The organism is Devosia insulae DS-56 (genome assembly GCF_000970465.2).
Classification (GTDB): Bacteria; Pseudomonadota; Alphaproteobacteria; order Rhizobiales; family Devosiaceae; genus Devosia_A; species Devosia_A insulae.
In genome coordinates, this window is sequence record NZ_LAJE02000363.1 from 32583 (window position 1) to 58912 (window position 26330).

Consider the following 26330-nt stretch of genomic DNA (forward strand, 5'->3'; position numbering starts at 1 on the left):
GCGCCCTACCCCGCCACGACATCGGTGAGCTTGATCCCCACCACACCAGCCAGCTGATCCAGCCGGCCACGCAAGTGCTCGCCGTCGAGGAAGGCGAGGTCGGCCGGCAGGTTGAGCTTCAGAATGCCCTTGTCGACGAAGAAGCCGACGCGCGGCAGTACGCCGGGCATGGCCGCGGACATCGGATAGGCGACCCGGAACGCCGCGCCCAAGAGGCGCGCCCGGGCGCTCATCGCCGGGCCGGAGAGCGCCAGGAGCGCCTGGCTCATTGATTTCTGCTTCAGCCCCATATAGCGGACCGCCAACACCTCGGCGAGGAAGGCGCGGCCCGGATGATCTACGCCGGTGGCCGAGCCATAGGCGACCATGTCGACCGCCTGCTCACCACGGTAATCGGGGTGACCGCGCCAGCCGATATCGGCGAGGTAACAGGCGACCTTGCGCAGCCGGGTCTCTTCCGCCGTCTCGGTGATCCCCAAGGTGGTCAGCAGCTCGGCGGTGAAATCGATCAGGTCCTCGGCATGCGCCGGTGAGCGGGAGCGCAGCACACTCATCTGCTCGGCGGTCTGCATCAGCGGATCGACGGCGCGCTCCTCGTCATCGAGCAAGCCATAGAGGTAGCCCTCGCGCACGCCCAAAGCCGAGAACACCACGGCGTCGAACTTGCCGGCCTTCAGCACCTCGATCAGCACCGCCGCGCCATAGGGCACGAGATCGCGCCGGCCGGAGCTGACATGTTCCGAGCCAGTGTAGGGTTTGCTCGCCGCCGTCGCCGCGACGATGTCTTCGCACAGCTTCAGCATGTCGCTGGCCTTGACCGCATAGTGCTGGACCATATGCAGCGGGTAGTCGCGCAGCACCTGATGCACCTTGGCGAGCGAACGCCAGGTGCCACCAATGGCGCAGAAGCTGCCGCCCTGCCCGTCCATCAGCTTGGATTTCTTCAGCCGTTGCTTGGCGATGGCCTGGGCCTTGGAGGGCGAGACGTCGGAATCGTCCTGCAGACGGATAACGCCGAGTTCATGCGTCTCGCCGGTCGAATCGGTGCCGCCGGCGATGGAGGACAGCTCGAGGCTGCCGCCGCCGAGGTCGCCGACCACGCCGACAAAGCCGGGCATGCCGGAGATGGCACCGAGCGCGGCGAAGTGCGCCTCCTCGGCCCCCGACAGCACGGTCACCTTGGCGCCCATGATCTCTTCGACGGCGTCGACGAAGGCCTTGGAATTGGAAGCTTCGCGCACCGCCGAGGTGGCGAGGATATGGGTAGTTCCCGCCCGCATCAGTTTCGACACCAGTGCGAAGCGCTGGATCGCGGTCAGCGCGCGGTCGATATTCTCGTAGGCGATCTTGCCGGTCTGGGCGAGACCGCGGCCCAGGGCGCAGGCAGTCTTCTCGTTATAGAGCGGGGTCAGCGAGCGGGCATGCCGCTCATAGACCACCAGGCGTACCGAGTTGGACCCGATATCGAGCACGGCAACAGGTCGCGCGCCCTTCAGGCGGCCCTGCGCGGTGGGGTCGGCGTCGACGCCCCAGTATTGGTTCACTGGCTTCTCTCTTCGTTGTCGCGCTTCAGCGCCGTACCGCGGCCCGACAGGCTCGCATGCGTCATGAAGTAGTCGTGCGCATTGTAGGGCTCTTCGCCCTCCTTGGGCTTGATCCTATCGGAACTGCCGTCCGGAAGCACCTCCCAGCTTTGCTGGTTGTCCTTCAAATATGCCACCATGGTCCGGTCGAGGATCTGCTCGTGCACCGTGGTGTTGAGAATCGGCACCATCACCTCGACGCGCCAATCGAGGTTGCGCAGCATAATGTCAGCCGAACTCATATAGACCTTGGCCTTGCGCGAGGGCAGTGGCGCCCCCTGCCCAAAACAGAAGATGCGGCTGTGTTCGAGGAACCGCCCGACCAGCGACTTCACCCGGATATTGTCCGAGAAGCCCGGGATACCGGGCCGCAGGCAGCAGATGCCGCGCACGATCAGCTCGATCTTCACGCCCTTGCGGCTAGCATCGTAGAGCGCGTCGATGATCTCGGGATCGACCAGCGCGTTCATCTTCAGCCAGATATTGGCCGGCTCGTTCCGCTCGGCGAACTCGACCTCGCGGGCGATGTGGTCGAGCAGCGTCTGCCTGAGCGTCACCGGTGAGAAGGCGATCGCCTCCATCTCGGCGGGCCGGGCATAACCGGTGATGAAGTTGAAGACGCGGGCGACGTCACGGGTAATCGATGGCTCGGTCGTGAAGTAGCTGAGGTCGGTGTAAATCTTAGCGGTGATCGGGTGATAGTTGCCGGTGCCGAGATGGCAGTAGCTCACGAGCTTGCCGCCCTCGCGGCGTACCACTTGGCTCATCTTGGCGTGTGTCTTCAACTCGATAAAGCCGAACACCACCTGCGCGCCAGCTCGTTCCAGGTCTCTGGCCCAGCGGATGTTGGCTTCTTCGTCGAAGCGCGCCTTGAGTTCCACCAGCGCGGTCACGGTCTTGCCCGCTTCCGCCGCCTGCACCAGCGCCTTGACGATCGGGCTGTCGCGCGAGGTACGGTAGAGCGTCTGCTTGATTGCCACCACGTCGGGGTCGCGCGCCGCCTGCATCAGGAACTGCGCCACCACGTCGAAGCTCTCGAAGGGATGGTGGACCAACAGGTCCTTGGCGCGGATGGCAGCGAAGATATCGCCGTTGAAATCGCGGACGCGCTCGGGGAAACGCGGCTGGTAGGGTGGGAACCGCAGGTCGGCCCGGTCGATGTCACAGATCTTGGATGCATCGGCGAGCCCGAGAAACCCCTCGACCTCGAACGTATCCGTCGGCCCGACGCCAAGCCGCTCCGAGATGTGGCGGCGCAGCGCCCGTGGCATCTTCTTTTCGATCTCGAGGCGGATCACCATGCCGCGGCGGCGCTGACGCAGCGCGGATTCGAACTCCACCACCAGGTCGGCGGCTTCGTCGTCGATTTCGATTTCGCTGTCGCGGATGATGCGGAAGGCGCCCGAGCCCGACACCTGGTAGCCCGGAAACATCTTGTCGATGAACCGGTTGATCAGGGTGTCGATGGTCACCACTTCGACCCGGTTCGGCGCCGCCAACTCGTTGGGCAGCGTGACGAAGCGATCGAGGTTGGAGGGCACGCGCACCAGGGCGGTGAGCGTCTGCGTCGTTCCCTCGCGCACCATCTCGAAGGCCAGGGTGAAGCCGAGATTGGGGATAAAGGGGAACGGATGCGCCGGATCGACCGCGATCGGCGTCAGCACCGGGAAGATCTCCTCACGGAACAGCTTTTGCAGGTATCTCACCTGTTCCGGGGTCAGGTCGTCGGCCTCGTGGATCACCACGTCCTTGGCGAACAGTTCCTCGCGCAGCTGCTGCCAGTGATCCTGCTGTTCGAGGTGCAGGTGCTGGGCCAGAGTGGCGATCTCTTCGAGCTGCTCGGCCGGCGACAGTCCGTCTGCACTCTGCTTGGTGAGGCCGGCGCGCAGCTGGCCCTTCAGCCCGGCGACGCGCACCATGAAGAACTCGTCGAGATTGTTGGCCGAGATCGATACGAAGCGCAGTCGCTCGAGCAGCGGGTGATTGACGTTCCCCGCCTCCTCCAGCACGCGCATGTTGAACTGCAGCCAGCTGACCTCGCGGTTGACGAAACGCGCCGGGCTCTGGCGCAGCTCGGCAACGTCCGGCGCCTCCTGTTGCGGCTGTTCGGCGATTTCGCTCATCTCATTCATCGTCGTCGGCTCCGAGGTCGAGGGCCAGCTGTCGGTCATCACGCGCCGCGCTCCGCTGCCTGAGCGCTTCGCCGGCAATGGCGCGAGTGATGGCAGTACCACGCTCGAGCGCCATGCGGTCCATCATTGACGCAAGGGCAACCGCCTCTTCCGACGATCGTTCCATGCGCGCCACCAGATAGGCGATGATCCTGGGTTCAACAGCCACCTGACGATCGTCGAACAGCTTCACGAACATCTGTGACAATTGGATATCGTCGCTCAGTGACACGGTGAAATGCGCCGCGAGTCGAGCCCGCGATTTCAAATCATCGGTCGCGAACGGCCAGTTTGCAACGGGCTCGCGCGCCGTCAGCAACAGCGGACGGCGGTCGCGCATCGATTGGTTGAACAAGTGGAACAGCTCGGCCTCGGCGTAACCTGCCCTGTCGGCATCCTCGAGCACCAGAGGCTGCGTGCCACCGTCGCGCGACAGCGCCTCGGTGGTCTCGGGCGTGGCATGCTCGGCCCCTGCCCGCTCGGCCCAGATGCGCGACAAATGCGACTTGCCGGAACTCGCCGGCCCTTCGATCAGCGTCAGCGGACCCGGCCAGTGCGGGAAGGCCAGCACATGCGCGTGCGCCAGCCGGTTGCCCTCGCCGACGATGAAATCGTGCTCGGCATGCGAGGCCTCGTGTCCGAGGTCCAGCGCCAGCTGTCCGGCCCCGAGCTGCAGGTCGGTCATTTCCCCGCCGTGGCGCGCGGCTTTCGCGCAGGCGTGGCGGCAGGCTCGGGAAGCGGCGCCGGCGGCGGCAGCTCGTCCGGGCCTAGATAGAGGCTCGACTGCTGGTACTTGGTCAGTGCAAAGCGCGTCAGCACGCCGGAAATAGCGGCCAGCGGCACTGCCAGCAGCAGCCCGACGAAGCCGAACAGCAGGGCGAAAGCGAACAGGGCGAACATCAGCCAGACCGGGTTGATGTTGATGCTCTGCCCGACGAGCTTGGGGTAGAGGATATTGCCCTCGAGGAACTGGCCGACGATGTAGATCATCAGGACGATCAGCACGAACACCCACTGATCAGGCCAGAATTGCACCAGCGCCACTGTCATCGACAACGCAAAGCCGACGAGGAAGCCGACGTAGGGCACAAAGCTCAAGAGCCCCCCGATCAGGCCGATGGCGAGGCCATAGTTGAGCCCCGCCAGGGTCAGCGCCGTGCAGTAATAGACGCACAGCACCAGGATCACCGAGCCCTGCCCGCGGATCACGCCCGCCATGGCGCCGTCGATATCGGCAAGCACGCCGCGAATCTCGCTGCGATAGCGGCGCGGCAGCAGATCATCTACCTTCTTGACCATGCCTTCCCAGTCGACCAGAAGGTAGAACGCCACCACCGGGGTGATGAACAGCACGGCGATGGTATTGATCACGGTGAGCCCGCTCTGCGCCAGCGTGCCGGTGACGAGACCGGCGAACTCGACGCCCCGACCGATCAGGTCGGTGAGGCTGCCCTCGAGCTGCGCCGTGCGCTCGGGGCCCAGCCATTCGGTGAACTGCGGCATCCATTGGCGCAGCAGGTCCTGCAGATCGGCAACATATCCGGGCAGACCCGCGATGAGCCCGCCGATCTGCACGGCAATCAGCGGCACAAGGGCCAGCAGCAGCCCGAGCAGCAGGATCAGCACCAGCAGCAGCACCAGCATGGAGCCCCAGGACCGGCCAATCCCCAGCTTCTGCAACCAGTTGACCACCGGATTGAGCAGATAGGCCAGCGTCAGGCCGACGACGAACGGCAGGAGGATCGAGCGGAACACCCAGAGCAGCAGGATGGCTGCAACAAACAGCCCGGCCCAGATCATTACCTGATATCTTAGGCTCAAGGTCCCGGGCGTCTCTTGCGTGACTGAGGTGGAGCGGTTATCAGCGCTCGGCAATTCCGCTACCCCTGAAAATCTGGCGAACAGCCCATGTCCGACGCGCAAAACGTGCCATCAAACGGGCTCTCGTACAAGCAGGCCGGCGTCGACATAGACGCAGGCAACGCGCTTGTCGAGGCCATCAAGCCCGCCGTCCGCTCCACCCGCCGCCCCGGTGCCGATGCCGAAATCGGCGGTTTTGGCGGGTTGTTCGACCTCAAGGCCGCCGGTTTCGTCGACCCGATCCTGGTCGCGGCCAATGACGGCGTGGGCACCAAGCTCAAGATCGCCATCGAAACCGGCAATAATGGCAGCATCGGCATCGATCTCGTGGCGATGTGCGTCAACGACATCATCGTGCAGGGCGCCGAGCCGCTGTTCTTCCTCGACTACTTTGCCACCGGCAAGCTGGACGTCGCGACCGGCGCCGCCATCGTCGAGGGCATCGCCGAGGGCTGCCGCATCGCTGGCTGTGCGCTGATCGGCGGCGAAACCGCCGAGATGCCGGGCATGTATTCGGGCAAGGACTATGACCTCGCAGGCTTTGCGGTCGGCGCTGCCGAGCGCGGCACTCTATTGCCGCGCGAGGATGTCGAGGCCGGCGACGTGCTCGTCGCCATCGCCTCGTCGGGCGTCCACTCCAACGGCTATTCGCTGGTCCGCAAGATCGTCGAAGTCTCGGGCATCGACTGGTACCTGCCCGCCCCGTTCGAGCCGGGCAAATCGCTGAGCGACGCGCTGCTGGTTCCCACCCGGATCTATGTGAAGCCGCTGCTCTCGGCGCTGAAGGCCGGCATCGGCATCAAGGCGCTCGCTCACATCACCGGTGGCGGCTTCATCGACAATATCCCGCGCGTTCTGCCCGACAGCCTCTCGGCCCATATCGAGCTCGACAAGGTCAGCGTGCCGAAAGTGTTCGGCTGGCTGGCCCGGGTCGGTGGCATGAACGAGCGCGAGATGCTCCGTACCTTCAACTGCGGCGTCGGCATGCTCTGCGCCGTGTCGAAGCAAGACGCGAGCAAACTCGTCGAACACCTTGCTGCGGCTGGAGAAACCGCCGCCATCGTCGGTGAGCTGCGCCCCCGTAGCGGTGAGCCGGTAACGTTCGAAGGCGCGCTCGCGCTCTGATGGCTGGGCCCGGCGGTCGACTGATCATCGTCTGCGGCCTGCCCGGCGCGGGCAAGACCACAGTTGCGACCGCGCTGGCCGAGCGTCACGACGGCGTCCGCTATTCACCGGATGACTGGATGGATGCGCTCGGCATCAACCTCTGGGACGAGGCGAAGCGTGCCGGGATCGAGCAGCTGCAATGGCGGCAGGCACAGAGCCTCCTGGCGCTCGGCGGCACGGCCATCATCGAGTGGGGCACCTGGGCCCGTTCGGAGCGCGACGCGCTGCGCGACGGGGCTCGCGCGTTGGGCGCCGCAGTCGAACTCGTCCACATGGATGCCCCAATCGACGAGCTCCTCGAACGCGTTAGCAAGCGCGGCAGGGAATCACCGCCGATCGATCGCGCCATGCTAGAAGAAGCCTCGCGCGCCTTCGAACGGCCGACCGCCGAAGAACTCGCCCTCTACGATCCTCCAGCAAAGGCCCCGCCCCGTGACTGAGCCGAAAAAGCGCGTTGCCATCCTGATCTCCGGCCGCGGGTCAAACATGACTGCGCTGATCGAGGCCGCCAAGGCGCCCGACTATCCGGCCGAGATCGTCGGCGTGTTTGCCAACAAGCCGGATGCCGGCGGGCTGCAGATCGCCGCCGGCCAGGGCATTGCCACGGCGTGGCGCTGGCACAAGGACTATCCAAGCCGTACCGGGTTCGAGCTGGCCTTGTCGGACGTACTGAAGCTGTGGCGGCCCGATTTCATCGCGCTCGCCGGCTTCATGCGCCTGTTCACGCCTGAGTTCACCGAGAAGTGGCAAGGCCGGATGCTCAACGTCCACCCCGCACTGCTGCCGCTGCACAAGGGTCTCCATCCACAGCAGCAGGCGATCGACGCAGGCGACAGCGAGAGCGGCTGCACCGTACATTTCGTCACCGCGGGCACCGACGAAGGCCCGACCATTCTGCAGCGCCGCGTGCCGATTCTGCCCGGCGACACCGCCGAGACGCTCGGCGCCCGCATCCTCGTCGAGGAGCACATCGCTTACCCTGAGGCATTGGCCATGCTGGCGCGCGGCGAGGTCAGCTTCGCCGGCTGATCAAGCGGCGATCGCCGAGCGACCGCGCCAGATCATGTAGACATTGGCCCGGTCGTAAGGCGAGCCTTCGCGGATCGCCGGCTGATGCTCGAAGCCGGTGCGCTCGTAAAGGTGGATCGCCGACTCGAGCCGCGTGTTGGTCTCAAGGAACAGCCGAGTGCCGCCGAGCCGCTGGAACTCGGTGATCGCCGCCTCGATCAGCTTCCTGCCGATGCCGACACCCTGCGCGGCGGGGTCGACACCCATCTTGGTCAGCTCGTATTCGCCGGGCGCATGCTGCTTCAGCGCGCAGGTGCCGACAACCGCATCGCCGAGCAGCGCAAACAGCACCGCGCCGCCATGCTCGACGATCGCCTCGGGGTTCGACATCACCTCGATGTCATAGGGCTCCAGCACGAAGTAGCGCTCCAGCCACATGGCGTTGAGCCGGTAGAAATGCGTGCGCAGGTCCGGACTGAGCGGCACGATCCGCACCGCCTCCTGGCTGTAGGCGCGCGCCTTCGCCGTGATGATGTCGGCCAGCCCCGGCGCCGCCACCTGCTCGAGCTCCGCCAGCAATGTCTTCGGATCGAGCCCGGCGCCGGCGACCCGTTCCTCCAGCGCATCGCGGATTGCCCGCCATAGCGGTTTGGCCCTCTGCAGCGCCGTCTCGGCCTTGGCCGTCAGCGTCAGCCGCCGCGTCCGGCGGTCACCGGCATCGCTCGCGGTGCTCACCCAGCCATCGCGGACCAGCCGCGTCGTCAGCTGGCTGATGGCCGAATGGGTCTGCCCGACAGCGCCGGCGATCTCGCCCACCGTCATCGGACCGCGATCGTGCAGCAGCCTGAGGATCGGGAACCAGCGCCCCTGCAGCTCGATGCCGTGCTGCCCGTAGACCTCGTCCGCCATGGCATAGAGCTGGTCGCTGATCGCCTTGAGCTGACTGCCCAGCGCGAGCAGTCCCATATCGCCGAGATAGGTCATCTCAGGGTCCTCCAACAAGATATGTAAGTACTAACATATCTTACTACCGCCCGCCAGATGCCTCACTTCCTCGGGTGGTCCGCGGTGCACCACACCTCGGCTTCGGCAATGAAGGCGCTCGACATCGGCTGCGATGCGTCCAGCCGAATGGAGCCCGCCAGTTGCGTGCCGTCGACGGTGATGCGCCCCTCCCGGCACGGAATCCACACCGTGGACAGGATGTTGGGCGTGCCACCGAGGTCGTAGTCGTCCTTGCGGGTGAGGTAGCGCTCGATCGGGCCGGTGATTTCCACCGTCACGTCGTCAGCCGAGGCACTGAGGCCCGCCCCGAGATCGAGGTCGAAGCGCACTGGGGCAATGGTGAACTCGGGCTCGGACCAGGCGATATCGGCGCTGACGCTCCTGATGTGGCGATTGAACTCGGCGCCGAGCCACGCCCCGAGTTCGAGATCCGGAGCAATGATCCGGATCCGCCCGGGCACCCCGAGCACCAGCGCCTGCCCGGCGCCCCGCAGCGACCAGTCCACCCGCCAGATCGAGGCATAGGCCGTCGCCCGCTCCCCGTCATACAACGTCACGCAGGGGTTCGCGCCCATCAGCCGAAGTGTCATGCCAGCAGCCCTCCATTCGCCCGCTATGTAGGCATGACCCGGGCGCGCACCGGGCATCGGCCCCCACATCACCGGAATCGATTGCAGCCATCGTCAAAATCGGTTCGACGCGACTCTGGTTTGTGGTCCATGTTCCGGCCCTCTCGAGGACTATCGGATGCCATCGACCCGACTTGAAACCCGCGCCGGCTGGATCGGCGATCGCCATGAGCAGCTGATCGCAGCGGTGCAGCGCGCACTGGTCGAGGGCATCCGCATCCCGGAGCAGGATCGCGACATCCGGATTCTCGAGTATCCCGCGCATGCCTTCGCGCCGCCGAACGGCAAGGGCGCCAACTACACCATCGTCGAAATCTCGCTGTTCACCGGCCGCTCGGTCGACGCCAAGCGCCGGCTCTATGCCGCGCTGGTCAACGAGCTGGGCGCCTACGGCATCACCCCGTCCGATCTCAAGGTTGTGCTGCACGACGTGCCGCGCGAGAACTGGGGGCTGGGCGGCAAGGCCGCCGTGGATATCGAACTCGGCTTCAAGGTCGAAGTCTGAAGGAGCCGTACCGATGAAACTGCAATACTGGCTGCTCATCATCCTGCTCGGCGCCGTTTGGGGCTGTTCGTTCCTGTTCAACGCCGTGCTGATCCGCGAGATCAGCCCGCTCTGGGTCGCCGCCGGCCGCGTCTCTATCGGCGCCGCAATCTGCTGGCTGGTGTTCTTTGCCACCCGCAAGAAGCTGCCCACTGATCCCAACCTCTACTGGCAGTTCCTCGTCCTCGGCATCCTCAACTACGCCATCCCGTTCGCCCTGTTCCCCTTTGCCGAGCAGACCGTCGCCAGCTCGATCGTCGGCGTCATCAACGGCATGACCCCGATGACCACGGTGATTGTCTCCCAGCTCTGGCCGGGTGGCGAGAAGGCCACCTGGAACAAGGTGGTTGGCGTCGCCGTCGGCTTTGCCGGCGCGGTGATCCTCGCCCTGCCCTCGCTCGGCGTCGGCGCGTCGGCGCAGATCATTGGCCTCCTCGCCGCGTTCGTCGCGACACTGTGCTATGCGCTGACCCTCAACTACGCGCGCCGCTTCGCCAAGGTCGAGCCCTATGCCGTGGCCTCGGCCTCGCTCACCGGCGCGGCGCTGGTCTCGGTTCCCATCGCGCTGTTCTTCTCGGGCATCCCGATCATCACCCGCCCCGAGACTTGGGGGGCGCTGTTCGGCATCTCGGTGTTCTCGACCAGCTTCAGCTTCCTGCTCGTCTACTGGCTGCTGCCGCGCGTCGGCGCCACCAACCTGTCGCTCAACACCTTCATCACGCCGATTTCGGCGATTCTGCTCGGCGTGCTGGTGCTGCACGAGCGCTTCGAGTTGATCCACATCCTCGGCATCATCGTGATCTTCCTCGGCCTGGTTTTCATCGACGGCCGACTGGTCAAGGGCTGGCGCAAGGCGCCGGCATGACGGTCAAGCGCATCGTCGCAAACATCGCGGCCGAGGATCTATCTGCCGCCAAGCGGTTCTACGGTGATGTGCTCGGGCTGGACCAACTGATGGATCTCGGCTGGATCGTTACCTATGGCTCGTCGGCGCAGATGAGCGTGCAGGTGAGCGTGGCCCGTGAGGGCGGCTCGGGCACGCCCGTGCCCGATCTCTCGATCGAGGTCGATGATCTCGACGCCACCCTCGCCAGGGTTCGTACCGCAGGATTTGCGGTTGAGTATGGCCCTGTCGACGAAGCATGGGGCGTCCGTCGCTTCTATGTCCGCGACCCATTCGGGCGGTTGGTCAATATCCTCACCCACCTCGACTAGCGTTCAGCCACGGTTCAGGTTGGCGCCTTAGTTTCCCCAGTCATCATATGACCTGAGGAGGCCATCCGTGTTCATTGGAACCATCGACGAGAAAGACGCCACCGGAGCGATTGCCGACATCTACGCATCAGAAGCGAGCGTCCTAGGATACGTGATGGAGGGCACCAAGTGCTGGACCGCCCTGCCGCACATCGCGCCGATGGTCGAGCACCTGCTGCATGCGGCACGCAACAATTTCTCGCTGGGGCTGGTGAGCTGGCGCCTGATCACCCTGGTCGCCGCCAAGCAGATCCCCTCGACCTACTGCTCACACGTTTATGCCAAATTGCTGGTCAGTGACCTTGGCTCGAAAGAGAAGGTGCTCGCCATCCAGCACGATTTCCGCAGCGCCGGCCTCGCGGCGAAGACTGTGGCGATGCTGGCCTATGCCGAGCAGGTCGCCCGTGACGCCAGCCTCATTACCGAAAGCGATATCGAGGCGCTGCGCAAGCACGGCTTCAGTGATCGCGAGATCGCCGACATCGCGTTCTGCGCCGCCTATCGGAGCTTCATGAGCCGCTATTTCGATGCCGTGGGCGCCACGCCCGAATCCACCTGGCTCGACCCCGATCCGGCGTTTCGCGCCGCGATGACGGTGGGCAAGCCCGTTTGAGCTACCAGACAGGCCGCGATACGGCGTCGCGGTCTCCTGGCTGCTGCTGGTCGATGGCGGTGTCGCGATCGACCTCCTCGATGATCACATCCTCGCGCATGGCGAGTTGTGCGGTCGGCGTCGACACGTCGATCACCATGCCGTTGAGGTCGCGGATCAACCCGCGGGTCTGGCCATAATCGAGCGCGATGGCCTCCGACACCACGTCGGCGCCCATGGCTCTCGCCCGGTCGAGCACTTCGAACACATCATCGACCTCGAAGGTCAGATAGGTCCCCTCGTGCATGCCCCAGGCATGGCGCGGGGTGAACTGGCTCATCTGGTCGATCAATCCGATCTGGACATTCGCCTGGCCCTTGGGGGTCAGCACGACGAACCAGTCGCTGTCGTAGATGGTCTCCAGCCCGAACAGCTCCTTGTAGAATTTTGTGCTGTCGGCGAGGTCTTTGCAGAGGACGTTGAACAGAACACGATTGAGCACGGACATGGCGGCCTCCGGTTGACGAGTGTCTTCGTCAACGACGGGAGCCGGCGAGGGTTCCGGCAGCCATGCCCATTCGTGAAGTTGGCGCGCCGGGGGATGGTCGCCGCGCGACCGAGGGATCCGTCAGCCGTCAAACCCCTCGACGATGGCGAAATTCGCGGAGCTCGCGCCGAGGCGGGTCTGCATGCCCTGCTGGTATTCCTCGGAGTGGTAGGCACGCAGCGCGTGTTCGTAGCTCGGGAACTCGACCACCACGACGCGAGGGCCGACGGTGCCCTCGACAACGCTTTGCTGGCCGCCACGGACGATGAACCGGCCGGCATTGGCGGCAAGGAACGCGCGAACAAACGCCTGATACTGCTTATCGACCTCGAGGTCGGTGACCTCGAGATTGACGACCCAGTATCCTTTCGCCACCGGCGCCTCCCTATTCGAGCCCGAGCTTCTTCTTCAGGATCTCGTTCAGCGCCTGCGGGTTGGCCTTGCCGCCCGAGGCTTTCATGGCCTGGCCGACGAACCAGCCGATCAGGGTGGGCTTGGCCTGCACCTTGGCCACCTGGTCGGGGTTGGCAGCGATGATCTCGTCGACCACCTTCTCGATGGCGCCGAGGTCGGTCACCTGCTTCATGCCGCGCCGCTCGACGATCTCGGCCGGCTCGCCGTCGGGCTCCTCGGCGATGATTACCTGCAGCAGGTCCTTGGCGCCCTTGGACGAAATGGTCCCGGCCGCCACGAGGTCGACGATGCCGGCGATCTGGTGCGGCTTGATGTGGGTCTCGAAAGCCGAGAGCCCCTGGCTGTTGGCATAGGCAGCGATGTCGCCGGTGACGAGGTTGGCCACCGCCTTGCCGTCACGCTTGCTCCCGCCGTGCTTGACCGCCGCCTCATAGTAGTCGGCCGTCTCGCGCTCCAGCGTCAGCACCATCGCATCGTAGGACGTCACGCCGTACTCGGAAACGAAGCGTGCTTCCTTCTCGTCGGGCAGTTCCGGCAGGTGCTGCGCCAGATCGTCGATGAAGGCCTGATCGAACTCCAGCGGCAACAGGTCCGGGTCGGGGAAGTAGCGATAGTCGTGCGCCTCTTCCTTACTCCGCATCGAACGGGTCTCGCCGGTCTTGGGGTCGTAGAGCCGGGTCTCCTGGTCGATCGAGCCACCGGCCTCGAGGATGTCGATCTGGCGACGCGCCTCGAACTCGATGGCCTGGCCGGCAAAACGGATGGAGTTGACGTTCTTGATCTCGCAGCGCGTGCCGAACTCGCCGCCGGGCTTGCGCACCGAGACGTTGATATCGGCGCGCATCGAGCCCTGCTCCATATTGCCGTCGCAGGTGCCGAGATAGCGCAAGATGCTGCGCAGCTTGCCGAGGTAGGTCCTGGCTTCTTCCGAGTTACGCAGGTCGGGCTTCGAAACGATCTCCATCAGGGCCACGCCCGACCGGTTCAGGTCGACGAAGCTCATGGACGGGTGCTGGTCGTGGATCGACTTGCCGGCGTCCTGCTCGAGGTGCAGCCGCTCGATGCCGATCTCGATGCGCTCGCCGCCCATGTCGAGGAATACCGAGCCCTCGCCGACGATCGGGTCCTTGAACTGGGAAATCTGGTAGCCCTGCGGCAGGTCCGGATAGAAGTAGTTCTTGCGATCGAAGATCGAACGCTTGTTGATCTTGGCCTTCAACCCGAGCCCGGTCCGCACCGCCTGACGCACGCACTCTTCGTTGATCACCGGCAGCATGCCGGGCATCGCGGCGTCGACGAAGCTGACATTGGAGTTCGGCGGCGAGCCGAACTCGGTCGACGAGCCCGAGAACAGCTTGCTCTCCGAGGTCACCTGCGCATGCACTTCCATGCCGATGACGATCTCCCAGTCCCCGGTGGCTCCCTGGATGAAGCTCTTGGGGTTGGGCGTGCGGGTATCGATAAGGGTCATGGGCTAAGGCTCTTGTTCATTCCGACTTTGTCTATGGCATAGCCGAGCGCCGCAGAAAACTTCTCTGCGCGCCAAACTTCGGCAAAACCGCGCCGTGGTGTCCCGGCAGAGGCGCCGGGGCTCACGGGCGCGGGGTCACGATGCGGAGCACGGCGTCCAGCACGTCGTCGAGAGGGCCACCGGTATCGATCTCGTGAGTCGCGCCGGCGCGCAGGATCGGCTCGACCTCGCGGATCAGTTGGAGGACACGCTCTGCCTCTGCCTCTCCCTCGCCCTTGCCGTAGTCGTTGCTGGTTCGGGCCGCGAGGCGTTCTGCTACGACACACTCAGGCGCGCTCAGCAGCACCACGGCATCGAGCCGCGGGTAGAACTGCCCCTGGTTGGGTGAACAGCCACTGATGACGAGGATACCGTCACCGTCGTCAGCCAGCAGGTCGGTGACGCGATCATCACGCCAGACCCAGTCACGCCCGGCCTCGACCGGCGTTCCCGGCGCGTTATCCTCGACGATGTCGACCCAATACGACCAGGCATCGGTGTCGAGGTCGACAGCCCGGTAGCCGCGCGCAGCAATTGCCGCGGTGAGGGTCGATTTGCCGGTGGCTGACATCCCGGTCAGCAGGATCCGCCTCATTCGTCGTCGTTCAACGGACCACGATAGGGGGCAAGGCGCTTTTCCAGCCGGACGCTGGTTTGCGGGTCGCTACCGGTGGCGCCTTCGCGCTTCAGCACCAGGATGCGATAGCCCTGGTGCTGGTAGAAGTTCACCGCGCGTACGTTGTCGCTCAGCGTATCGAGCTGCACCCGGTCGGCGCCCTCGAGCTCGATGATCGATTCCATGCGGCGCAGCAGCAGCGTGCCGATGCCCTGGTTCTGCAGTGATGGCGTCACGAACAGATAGGGGATGTAAGGGCGACTGCGCGCTCGAGCGCACCAGCCTACCGGCGCGCTGTCGATGTCGGCGACGATGGTGCGGTCGAGCAGTTCGTGCACGGCGATGCCCAGCCGGCGTTTCTCGTTCGCCCGACTCGCCGCCTCACCGCTGAGGAAAGGCTGCAGATCCCGTTCCCACGCCAGCAAGGCGATATCGGCAAGACGTTCTGCCTCGCTCGCCACAGCCTTGCGGATCGTGATCTCCGGCGACGTCATCGAAGTCTCCACTCCGCCCCAGACTAGCTCAGCCGTGGCGCTTGCGTGCAGCGATAATGCCCTTTTCGTAGTTCACATTCCAGTTGATCAGCGTGCGCCAGATCAACTCCGCCTGATCTTCGTCGAGATCGAGCTCCTCGGCGCGCTTGCGCTGCTTGGCAATGATCGCCTCGATGCGGGTCGGATCATAAGCCTCGTGCGGGTCGGTCTTGATCTCCGCCATGCGCGTCACATAGCCGTGCCGTTCGGCGAGCAGGCTTAAGAGGGCCTGATCGATCCGGTCGATCTCGAGGCGCACATCTTCCTTGGTCTGGCATTCGGCGGGGGCTTTGGTCACGGGACGCACTCGGCGGATTAGCAGGAGTTGCTGGTTTGCACCGCCGCGCCATTGTTTGCAACCGACCACTGGTCGAGGCGTCGATCGGCGGCTATTCATCCGCCGTTCAGCGGCCCGGCGATATCGCGGCGCCGTCAAAAAGTGGACTGCCCTATGTCTAGCAAAGTTGAGATTGCGTAATACCCCGTCCGCCCGCTGAGCCCGCAGGGCCGGCGACGTGTTTGCGACGGGGTTTCTGGAACCAGGCAGCTGCCAGGCGAGATGCTGGCCGCGGCCCTTTTCCACGCATCCTCAGGCTAGATTTCTCATGGATATTTCCCGCCACGAGCAGCGGGTGCTGCACGTCCTGGCACAGGGCGGCAAGATCGTTGCGCTCAAATCCGACAATGGCAAACTCATCGGCGTCGAATGTTTCAACCGCGATGGCTGGCTGATGCAGCAATGCAGCCTGCCGCTGTTCAAGAAGCTTAAGGCCAAAAAGGCGATCGCCTCCAGCAACGGCCACCCGTACCGCATCACCCGACGCGGGCTAGAGCTCGCGAGGAGCGAGTTCGACAACCGCTGAATGCGCAGAGAGCCCCGGATCAGCTCCGGGCTCTCCTGCAATCAGTCGTTGCCTCAAGTGCTTAGTGCTGCGTGACGCCGCTCAGCTCGCGAGCGATGTGTTCCCACTCGGCCGAGACGCTGGCCGTGGCGCGCTTGCGGCCGGCGCGACGATACCAGTAGTCGGCATTGCCCATATCGGCTTCGATCCAGTGCAGCAGCGCATGCACCCAATCGAACTCGAAGGTGCCTTCCATCGCCTGGACGATCCGGTGCGCCTCTTCCCATTCGGGACCGACGCGCAGCTCGCCCTTCTTCATCCACCACAAAGCCTGCAGGGGCTTGGACATATCCTTGGGCGGGGCCGACCAGTCTAGGGTCGTGAACACATCGGCCATGGAGCCAATCCTCTGAAACGAAACCACCGGTCTGGCCGGGAGGTCGACAAGTCTCAATTTGCGCATGGGCGGCAAATAGTGCCGAAACCGCTATGGTTCAAGCGGTTTCCGATCACCACCACTTGTCAGGGCTGAAGTCGATGCCGGCCGAACGCTCGATGACGCGGCCCGCGGCGAACAGCGTTTCCTCGTCGAACGGCTTGCCGATCAGCTGCAATCCGAGCGGCAGGCCGGCGCCGTCCTTGCCGGCCGGCACGGCGATGCCCGGCAGGCCGGCCATGTTCACGGTCACCGTGAAGACGTCGTTGAGGTACATCTTGACCGGGTCGGCCTTCATGTCCTCGTCGCCGATGCCGAATGCCGCCGACGGTGTCGCCGGGGTCAGGATGGCGTCGACGCCGTCGTTGAAGACGATCTCGAAATCGCGCTTGATCAGTGTGCGGACCTTCTGCGCCTGGACGTAGTAGGCGTCGTAGTAGCCCGCCGACAGCACATAGGTGCCGATCATGATGCGGCGTTTCACCTCGCGGCCAAAGCCATCGGCGCGGGTCAGCTCGTAGAGGTCGGTGATGTCCTTGCCGGTATCACGCAGGCCGTATTTCACCCCGTCATAGCGGGCAAGGTTCGAAGAGGCCTCGGCCGGCGCCACGATGTAATAGGCGGGCAGCGCATATTTGGTGTGCGGCAGCGAGATGTCGCGCACCGTCGCGCCTTCGGCCTTCAGCCAGGCGATGCCCTGCTGCCACAGCGCCTCGATCTCGGCGGGCATGCCGTCCATGCGGTACTCACGCGGAATGCCGATAACGAGGCCTTTGACGCCGCGCTCCACCGCCGCCGCGAAATCCGGCACGGCAAGATCGACGCTGGTCGAGTCCTTCGGATCGAACCCCGACATCGAGGTCATCATGATCGCCGCATCCTCGACGGTGCGGGCGATCGGTCCGGCCTGGTCGAGCGAGGAGGCAAACGCCACCACACCCCAGCGCGAGCAGCGGCCGTAGGTCGGCTTGATGCCGACGGTGCCGGTCAGCGCCGCCGGCTGGCGGATCGAGCCGCCTGTATCGGTGGCCGTCGCCGCGGCGCAGAGCCAGGATGAAACCGCCGCCGCCGAGCCGCCGGACGAACCGCCGGGCACCAGCTGCGCGTTGGAGTTGTTCGCCCGCCACGGGTTGATCACCGGGCCGTAGTAGCTCGTCTCGTTGGACGAACCCATGGCGAACTCGTCCATGTTGAGCTTGCCCAGCATCACGGCGCCATCGCGCCACAGGTTGCTGGTGACGCTCGATTCGTATTCCGGCTTGAAACTATCGAGGATGTGGCTCGCCGCCTGGGTGTGCACGCCCTTGGTGGCGAACAGGTCCTTGATGCCGAGCGGGATGCCTTCGAGCGGACCGCCCTGCCCGGCCGCGAGTTTTGCGTCGCTGGCCTTGGCCTGCGCACTGGCCTGCTCGGCGGTCACTGCCACATAAGCATTAAGCTTGGCGTTGCCGCCCTCGATGGCGCTCAGGTAGGCGCCGGTGAGTTCGCTCGAAGTGAACTCCCTGGCCTTGAGTCCGGCACGGGCAGCAGCGAGGGTCAGGCGGGTAAGGTCGGTCAAAGGCTTGGCTCGCGGGGAAAGGACGCGGGGGGAGATGTCGACCGCCGTTCCTATAGCTGTGTGGCGATTATCGCAACATTGGCAACACGCATCGCATCAGGCGACGGCGGGTTGCCCGATCTGCTTTTCGAAGAACGCCGACCATTCGCTGTCGGGGTAATCGAGGAATGGCCCGCGCGCGGTGAAGCCGGCATTGGTGTAGAGCCGGTGCGCCTCCGACATGCCTGGGCCGGTGCCGGTCTCGAGCAGCAGGTGCGAGATGCCCTTGGACCGCGCCAGCTCGGTGATCGCCGCCAAGAGCGCCGACCCCACCCGTTGCCCGCGCACCGACGGACGGGTGTACATGCGCTTGACCTCGCCCTCGGTGGCCGAGATCGCTTTCAGCGCGCCGCAGCCAACGGCTTCGCCGACGGCATTGCGCGCCACGAACACCGTGGTGTCGGCGCCGGCCATCTGCTCGACCGTCATCTTGAACTGGAACTCCAGCGGCGACAGCGGAATCAGGTGCGCGTTGAGTTCTTCGACCAGCCCGCGGACATCATCCTGCAGCGGCGTCTCGATGGCGATGGTGACGGTCATATCAGTTACTCGACGACCTTGGGCACCATGAAGAAGTTGTCTTCCGTCAGCGGTGCGTTGGCGACGATCTTTTCGGGGTAGCCGCCATCGGTGACCTTGTCCTCGCGGCGGCGCAGCGTCATCGGCATCACCGAGGTCATCGGCTCGACGCCACTCACATCGACCTCGCCCAGTTGCTCGACGAAGCCCAGAATGGTGTTGAGCTCGTTGCGATAGGTCTCGACTTCGCCCTCCTCGATGCGGATGCGGGCCAGGCGCCCAATACGCTTCACGGTGGCGGCATCTACCGACATGGGGTCACTCCGAAGGTCACGATTTCCGGCGTTCTAGCAATGGAAGCGCGCGAAGAACAACGAAAAGCGTTGATGGGCGCCATCAAACTTCCAGCGCCATGCCGGTTTCCAGGGCCACCAGCGCCGTGCCGTCGAGCCGGTCGCGCAGCGCTGCAAACGCCCGCTCCACCACCGCGTCGGGCCCTGCGACCGCAATCAGTCGTGGCCCGAGGGCCTCGAGCGCAGTGGCCGCCAGCCGGTCGCCCTCGGTGCCGAACACCACAATCACAGCGTCTCGAGCCCAGCGCCCGGCCTTCGGCACGGCCCGGGACAGCAACAGCAACGGCGCTTCTCCGATCGCCGCAATCAGCGCGCCGCCTTCGAGACCATGCGTCGTCACCTCGCCCAGCACATCTTCATCGAGCATCGAGCCTGGCCGCCCGGGCTGCCAGAGCACCGGATCGATTTCAGGCAGGCTGCCGTCGAGTGCAAATGTCGCGTCAGCACCCGACACCAGCTCCTCCGGATCGACGCCGCTGACCCTAGCGGGATCAGCCACGAGGATCTTGCCGCCGATGTGAATGCGGATGGTGGTGCCGCCGAACCAGGTAAGTTTCATCGCTCTTCACGCATATGGAAAACCCGGGCTACGCGGATCTGATCCGGCAGCACCTCATATTGAATCTCGTAAGTATCGACGAAGAGGCGCCGAAGCTCGACCTCGCCAGTGTCCTCAATCCGCTCCCCGGCCCGAGGGTATTCCAGTAGTCGGTTCGGCGCCGAGATCAGGGCTTGAACGACGCGCGCAGCAACTTGCTGACTCTTGCCGCTGAGGAACTCTTCAAGCCGAACGAGGTCGAGGGAAGCCCTGTTCGTCCAGTGTACCCTCACGGCTTGCGCGGCCTTGGTGGCGGCAATGGATTGTCCGTACCGAGGCTATTAGCCCACGCCACCATTTCCTCGTGAGGTATCGTGCCGATGCGATCAGCTTCCGCTAACGCTTCGAGAGAGAGACGGGTCTTCTCTTCCTCCCAGTCCACCCAGTTGGAAAGCGCCTGCTTGACGATCCAGGCTCGGGAGCGCTCCATGGATTCGGCGTAGCGGTCTACTTTTTCCGCCAGTTCCTCAGGAATATGTGCCGTCAGGACTCGGGTGCTCATGGCAATCGTCTCCAATCAAACCTAATCATAGTGATTGACCGCGATTATGCCAACCGAGAACGACCTCACCGCCCTCCCCGCCACCGGCAAACTGCTCGGCCTCGACCTCGGCACCAAGACCATTGGCGTGGCGATTTCGGACGGCATGCGCTACTCGGCGACGCCGCTCGAGACCATCAGGCGGCTGAAGTTCACTCAGGATGCGATCCGGCTGCAGGAACTGATTGCCGAGAATGACGCTGTCGGTATCGTGCTGGGGCTGCCGCTCAACATGGATGGCTCTGAAGGACCGCGCGTCCAGTCGACCCGCGCCTTTGCCCGCAACCTCGCCCCCAAGATCGCCATCCCCATCGTGTTCTGGGATGAGCGGCTTTCCACTTCGGCTGTAACCCGCACGCTGATCGAGGCCGATGTGCGCCGCGACAAGCGTGCCGAGGTGGTCGATAAGCTGGCGGCGAGCTACATCCTGCAAGGAGCGTTGGAACGGCTGCGCCGAGGCGCGCTGTAGCCGATCGGTCTCGTGGAAAATGTACGGCTGGACTGTACATGCTCGGCCCCTCGCGTTAGACCCCCGCGAACATTCGGAACGGAGCGGCATGGCTACTTCCTCGCCAGCATCGGGCACCGGCGGCCAGGGGGTCGCGAGACCCGCTTTCCGTCATCGTCATCTTCTCGGCATCAGCCAGCTCAACCAGTACGAGATCGTTGATCTGCTGGATCGGGCCGAGGCCATGATCCCGATCTCGCGGCAGGAGCGGAAGATCCTGCCGACACTGTCGGGCAAGACGCAGATCAACCTGTTCTTCGAGAACTCGACGCGCACCCAGTCGAGCTTCGAGATCGCCGGCAAGCGGCTCGGCGCGCAGGTCACCAACATGTCGGTGAAGACCTCGTCGGTCGCCAAGGGCGAGACGCTGATCGATACGGCGGCGACGCTCAACGCCATGCGACCCGATGTGATCATCGTGCGCCACGGCGCGTCCGGTGCAGTGGAGCTGCTGAGCCAGAAGGTCGGCTGCTCGGTAATCAATGCCGGCGACGGCGCGCACGAGCACCCGACGCAGGCACTGCTCGATGCGCTGACCATGCGCCAGCACAAGGGCCGGCTTGCCGGGCTCACCGTCGCCATCTGCGGCGACATCGCCAACTCGCGCGTCGCCCGCTCCAACCTCTTGCTGCTCGGCGCCATGCAGGCCCGCACCCGGGTCGTCGCGCCACGCACCCTGCTGCCCAGGGGCATCGAGATGCTGGCGACGGAAGTGTTCACCGACATGCGCCAGGGCCTCGAGGGCGCCGACGTGGTGATGATGCTGCGGCTGCAGCACGAACGCGCCAACGGCCGAATGATCCCCTCGGTGCGTGAGTACTACCACTTCTACGGACTCGACGAGGAAAAGCTGAGCTTTGCCAAGCCCGATGCCATCGTCATGCACCCAGGCCCGATGAACCGCGGCGTCGAGATCGACCCGGCGATTGCCGACGGCCCGCGTTCGGTGATCACCGAGCAGGTGGAGATGGGCGTCGCGGTGCGCATGGCCGTGCTCGATACCCTCCTGGCCGACCGGGAGGCTCAGCCATGAGCAAGCCATTCGTCATCGCCAATGCCCGCATCGTCGACCCCGCCAGCAACCATGACGCTCCCGGTGCCGTGCTGGTGGAAGATGGCGTGATCACCGGCATCACCAACGGTGCGCCGCAAGGTATTCCTGACGGCGCCGAGACCTATGATGCCCAAGGCCTCGTCGTCGCGCCGGGCCTCATCGATATGCGCGTGTTCACCGGCGAGCCCGGGCACGAATACCGCGAGACCCTAGCCAGCGCGGCAGCAGCCGCGGCGGCCGGCGGCGTCACCAGCTTCGTCTTGATGCCCGACACCACGCCGGTGATCGACGATGGGGCGCTGGTCGATTTCATCCTGCGTCGCGCCGGGGCGAAGGCATCGGTCAACATCCTGCCGGCCGCCGCCATCACCCGCGGTCTCAGGGGCGAGGAGATCACCGAGTTCGGCCTCCTGAAAGAAGCCGGTGCGGTGGCGCTGACCGATGGGCGCGAGTCGATCCAGTCGGCTGGGCTGCTGCGCGCCGCCTTCACCTATGCCCGCAATTTCGACCTGCCGGTCATCCACCACCTCGCCGAGCGCACGCTGGTCGGCGACGGCGTGATGAACGAAGGTGCACTGGCGACGATCTCCGGCCTCAAGGGCATTCCGGTCGAAGCCGAGACCATCCCGCTGGCTCGCGACCTGCAGCTCGCCGCCCTCACCGGCGTCCGCTATCACGCGGCGCAGGTCTCGACTGGCGCCGCGGTGGAGCAGCTGGCGCTGGCCAAGCGGCGGCTCTCCACGGTCTCCGCCGGTGTCTCGATCAACAACCTGTCGCTCAACGAGAACGACGTCGCGCCGTATCGCTCGTTCTTCAAGCTGTCGCCGCCGCTCCGCTCCGAGGACGATCGTCGGGCGGTCATCGACGGGCTGAACTCCGGCGCCATCGACACCATCCATTCGGGTCATGACCCGCAGGATACCGAGGTGAAGCGCCAACCGTTCGCCGAGGCCTCGGATGGCGCCATCGGGCTCGAGACCCTGCTCGCCGCGGCGCTCCGCCTGCTGCACTCGGGCGACGTGCCACTGTTCACCCTGCTGCGCGCCATGACCAGTCGACCGGCAGAACTGCTCGGCCTTGCGTCCGGCCGCATCGCGGTCGGCGCCCCGGCGGACCTGATCATCTTCGATCCAGAGTTCCCCTGGGTGGTCAAGGATATGGCGCTGCGCTCACGCTCACGCAACTCGGCCTTCGAGGGGGCGCGCATGCAGGGCGCCGTGATGCATACGTTCGTTGCAGGCCGTCCGGTCTTCAGCCATGCTGCGACTGCTGAGGGGGCCGACGCATGAACTTTCTGATCGCGACTGTACTGGGGTATCTCCTCGGCTCGATCCCGTTTGGCCTGTTGCTGACGCGTGCCGTCGGCATCGACATCCGCGCCGTCGGCTCGGGCAATATCGGCGCCACCAATGTGCTGCGCACCGGCAACCGCTGGCTCGCTGCCGCAACCCTGCTGCTCGATGCCGGCAAGGGCGCTGCCGCGGTGCTGCTGGCGCGCTACTTCCTTGTCCCAGGCGCCGAGCCGTTGCAGGCCGAGTTCATCGTCTACGGCGCCGGCATCGGCGCGTTCTTCGGCCACGTCTTCCCGGTCTGGCTCGGGTTCAAGGGCGGCAAGGGCGTCGCCACCTATATCGGCGTGCTGCTGGCCTGGAACTGGGTGGTCGGCCTCATCTTCTGTGCGGTGTGGCTGCTGATCGCCGTCGCCCGCCGCTTCTCGTCGCTGGCGGCGCTCACCGCCGCTGCGACGGCCCCGGTCTTCGCCTATGCCCTCGCCGGCACCGATATGCAGGGCTTCACCTTCGCCGCGGCCTGCGCTTTGCTCAGCTTCGTGCTCTATTTCAAGCACTGGCAGAATATCCGCCGGCTGTGGAATGGCACAGAGCCGAAGATCGGCTCGGAAAAGCCCAAGGCCTGAGCCATGGCGCGTGACGGCATCGCATTGACGCCGTCGCAACGCACCGCGTGGCTGCGGCTCATCCGCACCGACAATGTCGGGCCGCAGACCTTCCGCCAATTAGTCAGCCGCGAGGGCTCAGCTGAAGCGGCGGTGGACGCCCTGCCCGGTCTGCTCAAGCGCTCGAACACTGCTGCCCGCACCCCCTCAATCGCTGAAGCCGAGGACGAGATCGCCGGCACCGAGCGGCTCGGCGCCCGCTTCGTCGGTTCGGGCGAACCCGATTACCCACCGCTGCTCCGCTACATCTCGGGCGCCCCGCCGCTGGTCGCCATCGCCGGCGGCACCAATCTCGATTGGTGGCACGCCGTCGCCATCGTCGGGGCGCGCAACGCCTCCACGGCCGGCCAGAAGTTCGCACAGATGCTGGCAATCGATCTGGGCGAGGCGGGCTACACCGTGGTCTCCGGCCTGGCCCGCGGCATCGATACGGCGGCGCACAAGGCGGCGCTCCGCACCGGTACCGTGGCCGTGCTGGCCGGCGGGCTCAACCATATCTACCCCCACGAGAACATCGCGCTGGCGCACCACATCGTCGAGAACGGCGGCGCGCTGCTCACCGAGATGCCGCTCGGCTGGGAGCCGCGGGCCCGCGACTTCCCGCGCCGCAACCGGCTCGTCTCCGGCCTCAGCCTTGGTACCGTGGTGGTCGAAGCCGCCAAGCGCTCCGGCTCGCTGATCACCGCCCGGCTGGCGCTGGAGCAGAACCGCGAAGTGTTCGCCGTCCCGGGCTCGCCGCTCGATCCGCGTGCCGAGGGCGGCAATGCGCTGATTCAGCAGGGCGCCAAGCTGATCACCGGCGCCGCCGACATCATTGAGACGCTGCGTGAAGCCGATCCGTCGCGCAGCAGCCTGTTCGAGCCCGACTGGCTGCCGGAGAACGACGGGCTCGAGGCCGCGCCGCCATCGAACGACGAGCGGGCTCGGCTGATCGATGCCCTCAGCTTTACCCCGATCCCGGTCGACGATGTCATCCGGTCGACCGGCATCGCCATCGGCCGCGTGCAGACGCTGTTGCTCGAACTCGACCTCGAGGGCCGGGTCGAATGGTCAAGCGGGCAATTGGTGGCGCTCCGCCCCTGAGCGATCTGGCCACAGGCCCACGATGGCGAACCCGGCCCAGATCACCGCTATCGACAGTGTTGCCGGCAACCACCCCCCTTGGAAGAACGCCGGCAGCAGGTAGTCGAACAAGGGGTCTCCAAACTGGGGTGGCGACATCGGGTCGACGCTGGCCACCACGAACGAAATAAAGAGGCTCGCGAGCAGCAGCAGCAGCGCCACCACCTTGGCGGGCAAGCCAGGCGGCCATGCAAAGGCCAGCGCCAAAGAGGCCAGTGGCAGAGCCGCAACGAGGTGGCGCGGCCCCGTCGAGGAGCCACCGTCCCAGTAATAGTAGCCGGCATTGATCAAGAGGAAGCTCAGCACCACGCCGGCGATCACGACGGCGATGCCTCGTGTCGGCAGGTACCTGAACATCGCCCATAGCCCGATCGGCACCAGCAGCAGCACCGGCGCCAGCGGCAACAGGCCTCGGTAGCGGCCGAACAGCAGTTCTCCAAGCACCATTGGCTGCGGCAAGCCGATGCCGAAGAAGCCCTGCTGCATGCCGGCAAAGCCCTGGACCTGCGAGTATCCCAGCCGGAATGGCGAGGCGAAGGCCAGCTGGTTGTAGACCAGCAGCGGCATCAGCCCGATAAGCCCGCCGATCGCCAGCCCGGTGAAGGTCTTAATGCGTTGCTCGGAGCGCAGCAGAATGAACAGCCCCACCAGGGCTCCGGCCGGCGCGGCCGTTAGGTCGACGACGAGGAGGAAGCCGAGCAACAGCCCGGCCACCGGCGCCACCCACCCCGCCGGGCGGTTCAGCACCGCGAACGCCATCGCTCCGGTCAGCATCGCTCCCGAAAGCGCGTGCGCGAACAATGTCGCCGACCAACCGAAATATGGCGTCCCTACCGCCAGGGCAGAGGCCGCGAAGGTGGCAGCTCCATGGCTCGCCCCCAACCGCGCCGCCATCAGATAGACCAGCAGCACTGCCAATGCGGCCGGCAGCACTATGACGGTGATCGCCGCGATACGGATATAGGTCTCGAGCGCCGTGGGATCCGACGGATCGCTGGTCGCGCCGGTCGCCTCCAGCACCGCACGTGTCGCCATCACCGACGGCACCGCCAGCATGGAAACGCCGGGCGGCTTGTCGGCGTAGTAGTGGCCGTCGAAGGAGGACCTGTCGATCGTGTAGGCCGCCAGCTGGTCGATATCGACGCGTCCTTCGCTGAGAGAGAGGGCGAGCGCGATGCGGGTCACATGCTGTGGATTGAACGGGTCCTGCGGCGCCAGGCGCGCAAAGGCGATGAACGCCAGCAGGAAGATGATCGCGGCTTTGACGATGCGCATGCCGTCCCCCAAGACGACATCCGCTTAGCACAAGTCCGTTTATGCATTGCTCCCGCCAACTTTCTTCCCCCTTAGGGGGAACGCCGGAGGGCGCCGCC

33 protein-coding genes are annotated in these 26330 nt (G+C 65.2%); 13 read left to right on the plus strand and 20 right to left on the minus strand.

Features of this window, described 5'->3' with window-relative positions:
• Positions 1-5 precede the first annotated feature (5 nt).
• From VW23_RS24220 to VW23_RS24235, 4 genes are read right to left on the minus strand one after another with little or no spacing between them, the layout of a single operon-like run.
• A complete protein-coding gene (locus VW23_RS24220; protein ID WP_069912054.1) occupies positions 6-1544 on the minus strand; it encodes a Ppx/GppA phosphatase family protein in 1539 nt (512 codons plus the stop codon).
• The gene (locus VW23_RS24225; protein WP_141728481.1) at positions 1541-3754 is read right to left on the minus strand and encodes an RNA degradosome polyphosphate kinase; all 2214 of its coding nucleotides are present in this window, start codon (positions 3752-3754) and stop codon (positions 1541-1543) included. Before VW23_RS24225 ends, VW23_RS24220 begins: the two co-directional genes overlap by 4 nt.
• Positions 3708-4439, minus strand: a complete 732-nt coding sequence (locus tag VW23_RS24230; protein WP_069912055.1) for a P-loop NTPase family protein — start codon at positions 4437-4439, stop codon at positions 3708-3710. Before VW23_RS24230 ends, VW23_RS24225 begins: the two co-directional genes overlap by 47 nt.
• Entirely contained in the window at positions 4436-5554 is a 1119-nt protein-coding gene (locus VW23_RS24235) for an AI-2E family transporter (protein WP_069912056.1), read from the minus strand. The genes VW23_RS24230 and VW23_RS24235 overlap by 4 nt, the downstream gene beginning before the upstream one ends.
• Before the next feature lie 108 nt (positions 5555-5662).
• Between VW23_RS24235 and purM the strand changes: the two genes are divergently transcribed.
• Genes purM through purN form a run of 3 tightly spaced genes read left to right on the plus strand, consistent with a single transcriptional unit; the run spans position 5663 to position 7810 of the window.
• The gene (purM, locus tag VW23_RS24240) at positions 5663-6739 is read left to right on the plus strand and encodes a phosphoribosylformylglycinamidine cyclo-ligase (protein WP_069912057.1); all 1077 of its coding nucleotides are present in this window, start codon (positions 5663-5665) and stop codon (positions 6737-6739) included.
• Complete coding sequence (locus VW23_RS24245; protein ID WP_069912058.1) at positions 6739-7221, plus strand: P-loop nucleotide/nucleoside kinase family protein; 483 nt, start codon at positions 6739-6741, stop codon at positions 7219-7221. Before purM ends, VW23_RS24245 begins: the two co-directional genes overlap by 1 nt.
• Positions 7214-7810: a phosphoribosylglycinamide formyltransferase gene (gene purN, locus VW23_RS24250; RefSeq protein ID WP_069912059.1), complete on the plus strand. Its 597-nt coding sequence runs from the start codon at positions 7214-7216 to the stop codon at positions 7808-7810. Before VW23_RS24245 ends, purN begins: the two co-directional genes overlap by 8 nt.
• Here the strand turns inward: purN and VW23_RS24255 are convergent, their stop codons facing one another.
• Positions 7811-8773, minus strand: coding sequence for a bifunctional helix-turn-helix transcriptional regulator/GNAT family N-acetyltransferase (locus VW23_RS24255; protein WP_069912060.1), 963 nt, complete (start codon positions 8771-8773; stop codon positions 7811-7813).
• Between the two features lie 62 nt (positions 8774-8835).
• A complete protein-coding gene (locus VW23_RS24260; protein WP_069912061.1) occupies positions 8836-9384 on the minus strand; it encodes a hypothetical protein in 549 nt (182 codons plus the stop codon).
• A 157-nt stretch (positions 9385-9541) separates the two neighbouring features.
• Between VW23_RS24260 and VW23_RS24265 the strand changes: the two genes are divergently transcribed.
• From VW23_RS24265 to VW23_RS24280, 4 genes are all read left to right on the plus strand, one after another.
• The gene (locus VW23_RS24265) at positions 9542-9928 is read left to right on the plus strand and encodes a tautomerase family protein (RefSeq protein ID WP_069912062.1); all 387 of its coding nucleotides are present in this window, start codon (positions 9542-9544) and stop codon (positions 9926-9928) included.
• Between the two features lie 13 nt (positions 9929-9941).
• Positions 9942-10832: a DMT family transporter gene (locus VW23_RS24270; protein WP_069912063.1), complete on the plus strand. Its 891-nt coding sequence runs from the start codon at positions 9942-9944 to the stop codon at positions 10830-10832.
• A complete protein-coding gene (locus tag VW23_RS24275) occupies positions 10829-11182 on the plus strand; it encodes a VOC family protein (protein ID WP_069912064.1) in 354 nt (117 codons plus the stop codon). Before VW23_RS24270 ends, VW23_RS24275 begins: the two co-directional genes overlap by 4 nt.
• A gap of 67 nt (positions 11183-11249) precedes the next feature.
• Positions 11250-11834, plus strand: coding sequence for a carboxymuconolactone decarboxylase family protein (locus VW23_RS24280; RefSeq protein ID WP_069912065.1), 585 nt, complete (start codon positions 11250-11252; stop codon positions 11832-11834).
• A gap of 1 nt (position 11835) precedes the next feature.
• On the opposite strand, the gene VW23_RS24285 is transcribed toward VW23_RS24280, so the two are convergent.
• The 6 genes from VW23_RS24285 to VW23_RS24310 all read right to left on the minus strand — a co-directional run bounded on the left by VW23_RS24285 (position 11836) and on the right by VW23_RS24310 (position 15731).
• Positions 11836-12321: a VOC family protein gene (locus VW23_RS24285; protein WP_069912066.1), complete on the minus strand. Its 486-nt coding sequence runs from the start codon at positions 12319-12321 to the stop codon at positions 11836-11838.
• A 120-nt stretch (positions 12322-12441) separates the two neighbouring features.
• Entirely contained in the window at positions 12442-12735 is a 294-nt protein-coding gene (locus VW23_RS24290) for a DUF1330 domain-containing protein (RefSeq protein WP_069912067.1), read from the minus strand.
• Between the two features lie 10 nt (positions 12736-12745).
• Positions 12746-14245, minus strand: a complete 1500-nt coding sequence (gatB, locus tag VW23_RS24295; protein WP_069912068.1) for an Asp-tRNA(Asn)/Glu-tRNA(Gln) amidotransferase subunit GatB — start codon at positions 14243-14245, stop codon at positions 12746-12748.
• Between the two features lie 121 nt (positions 14246-14366).
• Positions 14367-14879: an AAA family ATPase gene (locus VW23_RS24300; protein WP_069912069.1), complete on the minus strand. Its 513-nt coding sequence runs from the start codon at positions 14877-14879 to the stop codon at positions 14367-14369.
• Entirely contained in the window at positions 14876-15394 is a 519-nt protein-coding gene (locus VW23_RS24305) for a GNAT family N-acetyltransferase (RefSeq protein WP_069912070.1), read from the minus strand. The genes VW23_RS24300 and VW23_RS24305 overlap by 4 nt, the downstream gene beginning before the upstream one ends.
• 28 nt (positions 15395-15422) lie before the next feature.
• A complete protein-coding gene (locus tag VW23_RS24310) occupies positions 15423-15731 on the minus strand; it encodes a chorismate mutase (protein WP_069912071.1) in 309 nt (102 codons plus the stop codon).
• A gap of 307 nt (positions 15732-16038) precedes the next feature.
• Between VW23_RS24310 and VW23_RS24315 the strand changes: the two genes are divergently transcribed.
• Entirely contained in the window at positions 16039-16296 is a 258-nt protein-coding gene (locus tag VW23_RS24315; RefSeq protein WP_069912072.1) for a YjhX family toxin, read from the plus strand.
• A gap of 61 nt (positions 16297-16357) precedes the next feature.
• Here the strand turns inward: VW23_RS24315 and VW23_RS24320 are convergent, their stop codons facing one another.
• The 7 genes from VW23_RS24320 to VW23_RS24350 all read right to left on the minus strand — a co-directional run bounded on the left by VW23_RS24320 (position 16358) and on the right by VW23_RS24350 (position 20280).
• Positions 16358-16672, minus strand: coding sequence for a hypothetical protein (locus tag VW23_RS24320; protein ID WP_055878186.1), 315 nt, complete (start codon positions 16670-16672; stop codon positions 16358-16360).
• A gap of 112 nt (positions 16673-16784) precedes the next feature.
• The gene (gene gatA / locus VW23_RS24325; protein ID WP_069912073.1) at positions 16785-18269 is read right to left on the minus strand and encodes an Asp-tRNA(Asn)/Glu-tRNA(Gln) amidotransferase subunit GatA; all 1485 of its coding nucleotides are present in this window, start codon (positions 18267-18269) and stop codon (positions 16785-16787) included.
• Between the two features lie 96 nt (positions 18270-18365).
• Positions 18366-18848, minus strand: coding sequence for a GNAT family N-acetyltransferase (locus VW23_RS24330; protein ID WP_069912074.1), 483 nt, complete (start codon positions 18846-18848; stop codon positions 18366-18368).
• Between the two features lie 5 nt (positions 18849-18853).
• Positions 18854-19141: an Asp-tRNA(Asn)/Glu-tRNA(Gln) amidotransferase subunit GatC gene (gene gatC / locus VW23_RS24335; RefSeq protein ID WP_055878191.1), complete on the minus strand. Its 288-nt coding sequence runs from the start codon at positions 19139-19141 to the stop codon at positions 18854-18856.
• A gap of 82 nt (positions 19142-19223) precedes the next feature.
• Entirely contained in the window at positions 19224-19739 is a 516-nt protein-coding gene (locus VW23_RS24340) for a hypothetical protein (RefSeq protein ID WP_069912075.1), read from the minus strand.
• Positions 19736-20011, minus strand: a complete 276-nt coding sequence (locus VW23_RS24345) for a type II toxin-antitoxin system RelE/ParE family toxin (protein ID WP_069912076.1) — start codon at positions 20009-20011, stop codon at positions 19736-19738. Before VW23_RS24345 ends, VW23_RS24340 begins: the two co-directional genes overlap by 4 nt.
• Positions 20008-20280 (minus strand): CopG family ribbon-helix-helix protein, encoded by a 273-nt coding sequence (locus VW23_RS24350; RefSeq protein ID WP_069912077.1) that lies wholly within the window; start codon positions 20278-20280, stop codon positions 20008-20010. Before VW23_RS24350 ends, VW23_RS24345 begins: the two co-directional genes overlap by 4 nt.
• A 46-nt stretch (positions 20281-20326) precedes the next feature.
• On the opposite strand from VW23_RS24350, the gene ruvX reads away from it, so the two are divergent.
• The 5 genes from ruvX to dprA all read left to right on the plus strand — a co-directional run bounded on the left by ruvX (position 20327) and on the right by dprA (position 24918).
• Positions 20327-20788 (plus strand): Holliday junction resolvase RuvX, encoded by a 462-nt coding sequence (ruvX, locus tag VW23_RS24355; protein ID WP_069912078.1) that lies wholly within the window; start codon positions 20327-20329, stop codon positions 20786-20788.
• An 88-nt stretch (positions 20789-20876) separates the two neighbouring features.
• Positions 20877-21860: an aspartate carbamoyltransferase catalytic subunit gene (locus tag VW23_RS24360; protein ID WP_069912079.1), complete on the plus strand. Its 984-nt coding sequence runs from the start codon at positions 20877-20879 to the stop codon at positions 21858-21860.
• On the plus strand, positions 21857-23170 hold the full coding sequence (gene pyrC, locus VW23_RS24365; protein WP_069912080.1) for a dihydroorotase: 1314 nt from the start codon (positions 21857-21859) through the stop codon (positions 23168-23170). Before VW23_RS24360 ends, pyrC begins: the two co-directional genes overlap by 4 nt.
• The gene (plsY, locus tag VW23_RS24370; protein WP_069912081.1) at positions 23167-23796 is read left to right on the plus strand and encodes a glycerol-3-phosphate 1-O-acyltransferase PlsY; all 630 of its coding nucleotides are present in this window, start codon (positions 23167-23169) and stop codon (positions 23794-23796) included. The genes pyrC and plsY overlap by 4 nt, the downstream gene beginning before the upstream one ends.
• A gap of 3 nt (positions 23797-23799) precedes the next feature.
• Positions 23800-24918, plus strand: a complete 1119-nt coding sequence (gene dprA, locus VW23_RS24375; protein WP_069912082.1) for a DNA-processing protein DprA — start codon at positions 23800-23802, stop codon at positions 24916-24918.
• On the opposite strand, the gene VW23_RS24380 is transcribed toward dprA, so the two are convergent.
• Positions 24886-26232: a hypothetical protein gene (locus tag VW23_RS24380; protein ID WP_069912083.1), complete on the minus strand. Its 1347-nt coding sequence runs from the start codon at positions 26230-26232 to the stop codon at positions 24886-24888. The genes dprA and VW23_RS24380 overlap by 33 nt on opposite strands.
• Positions 26233-26330 lie beyond the last annotated feature (98 nt).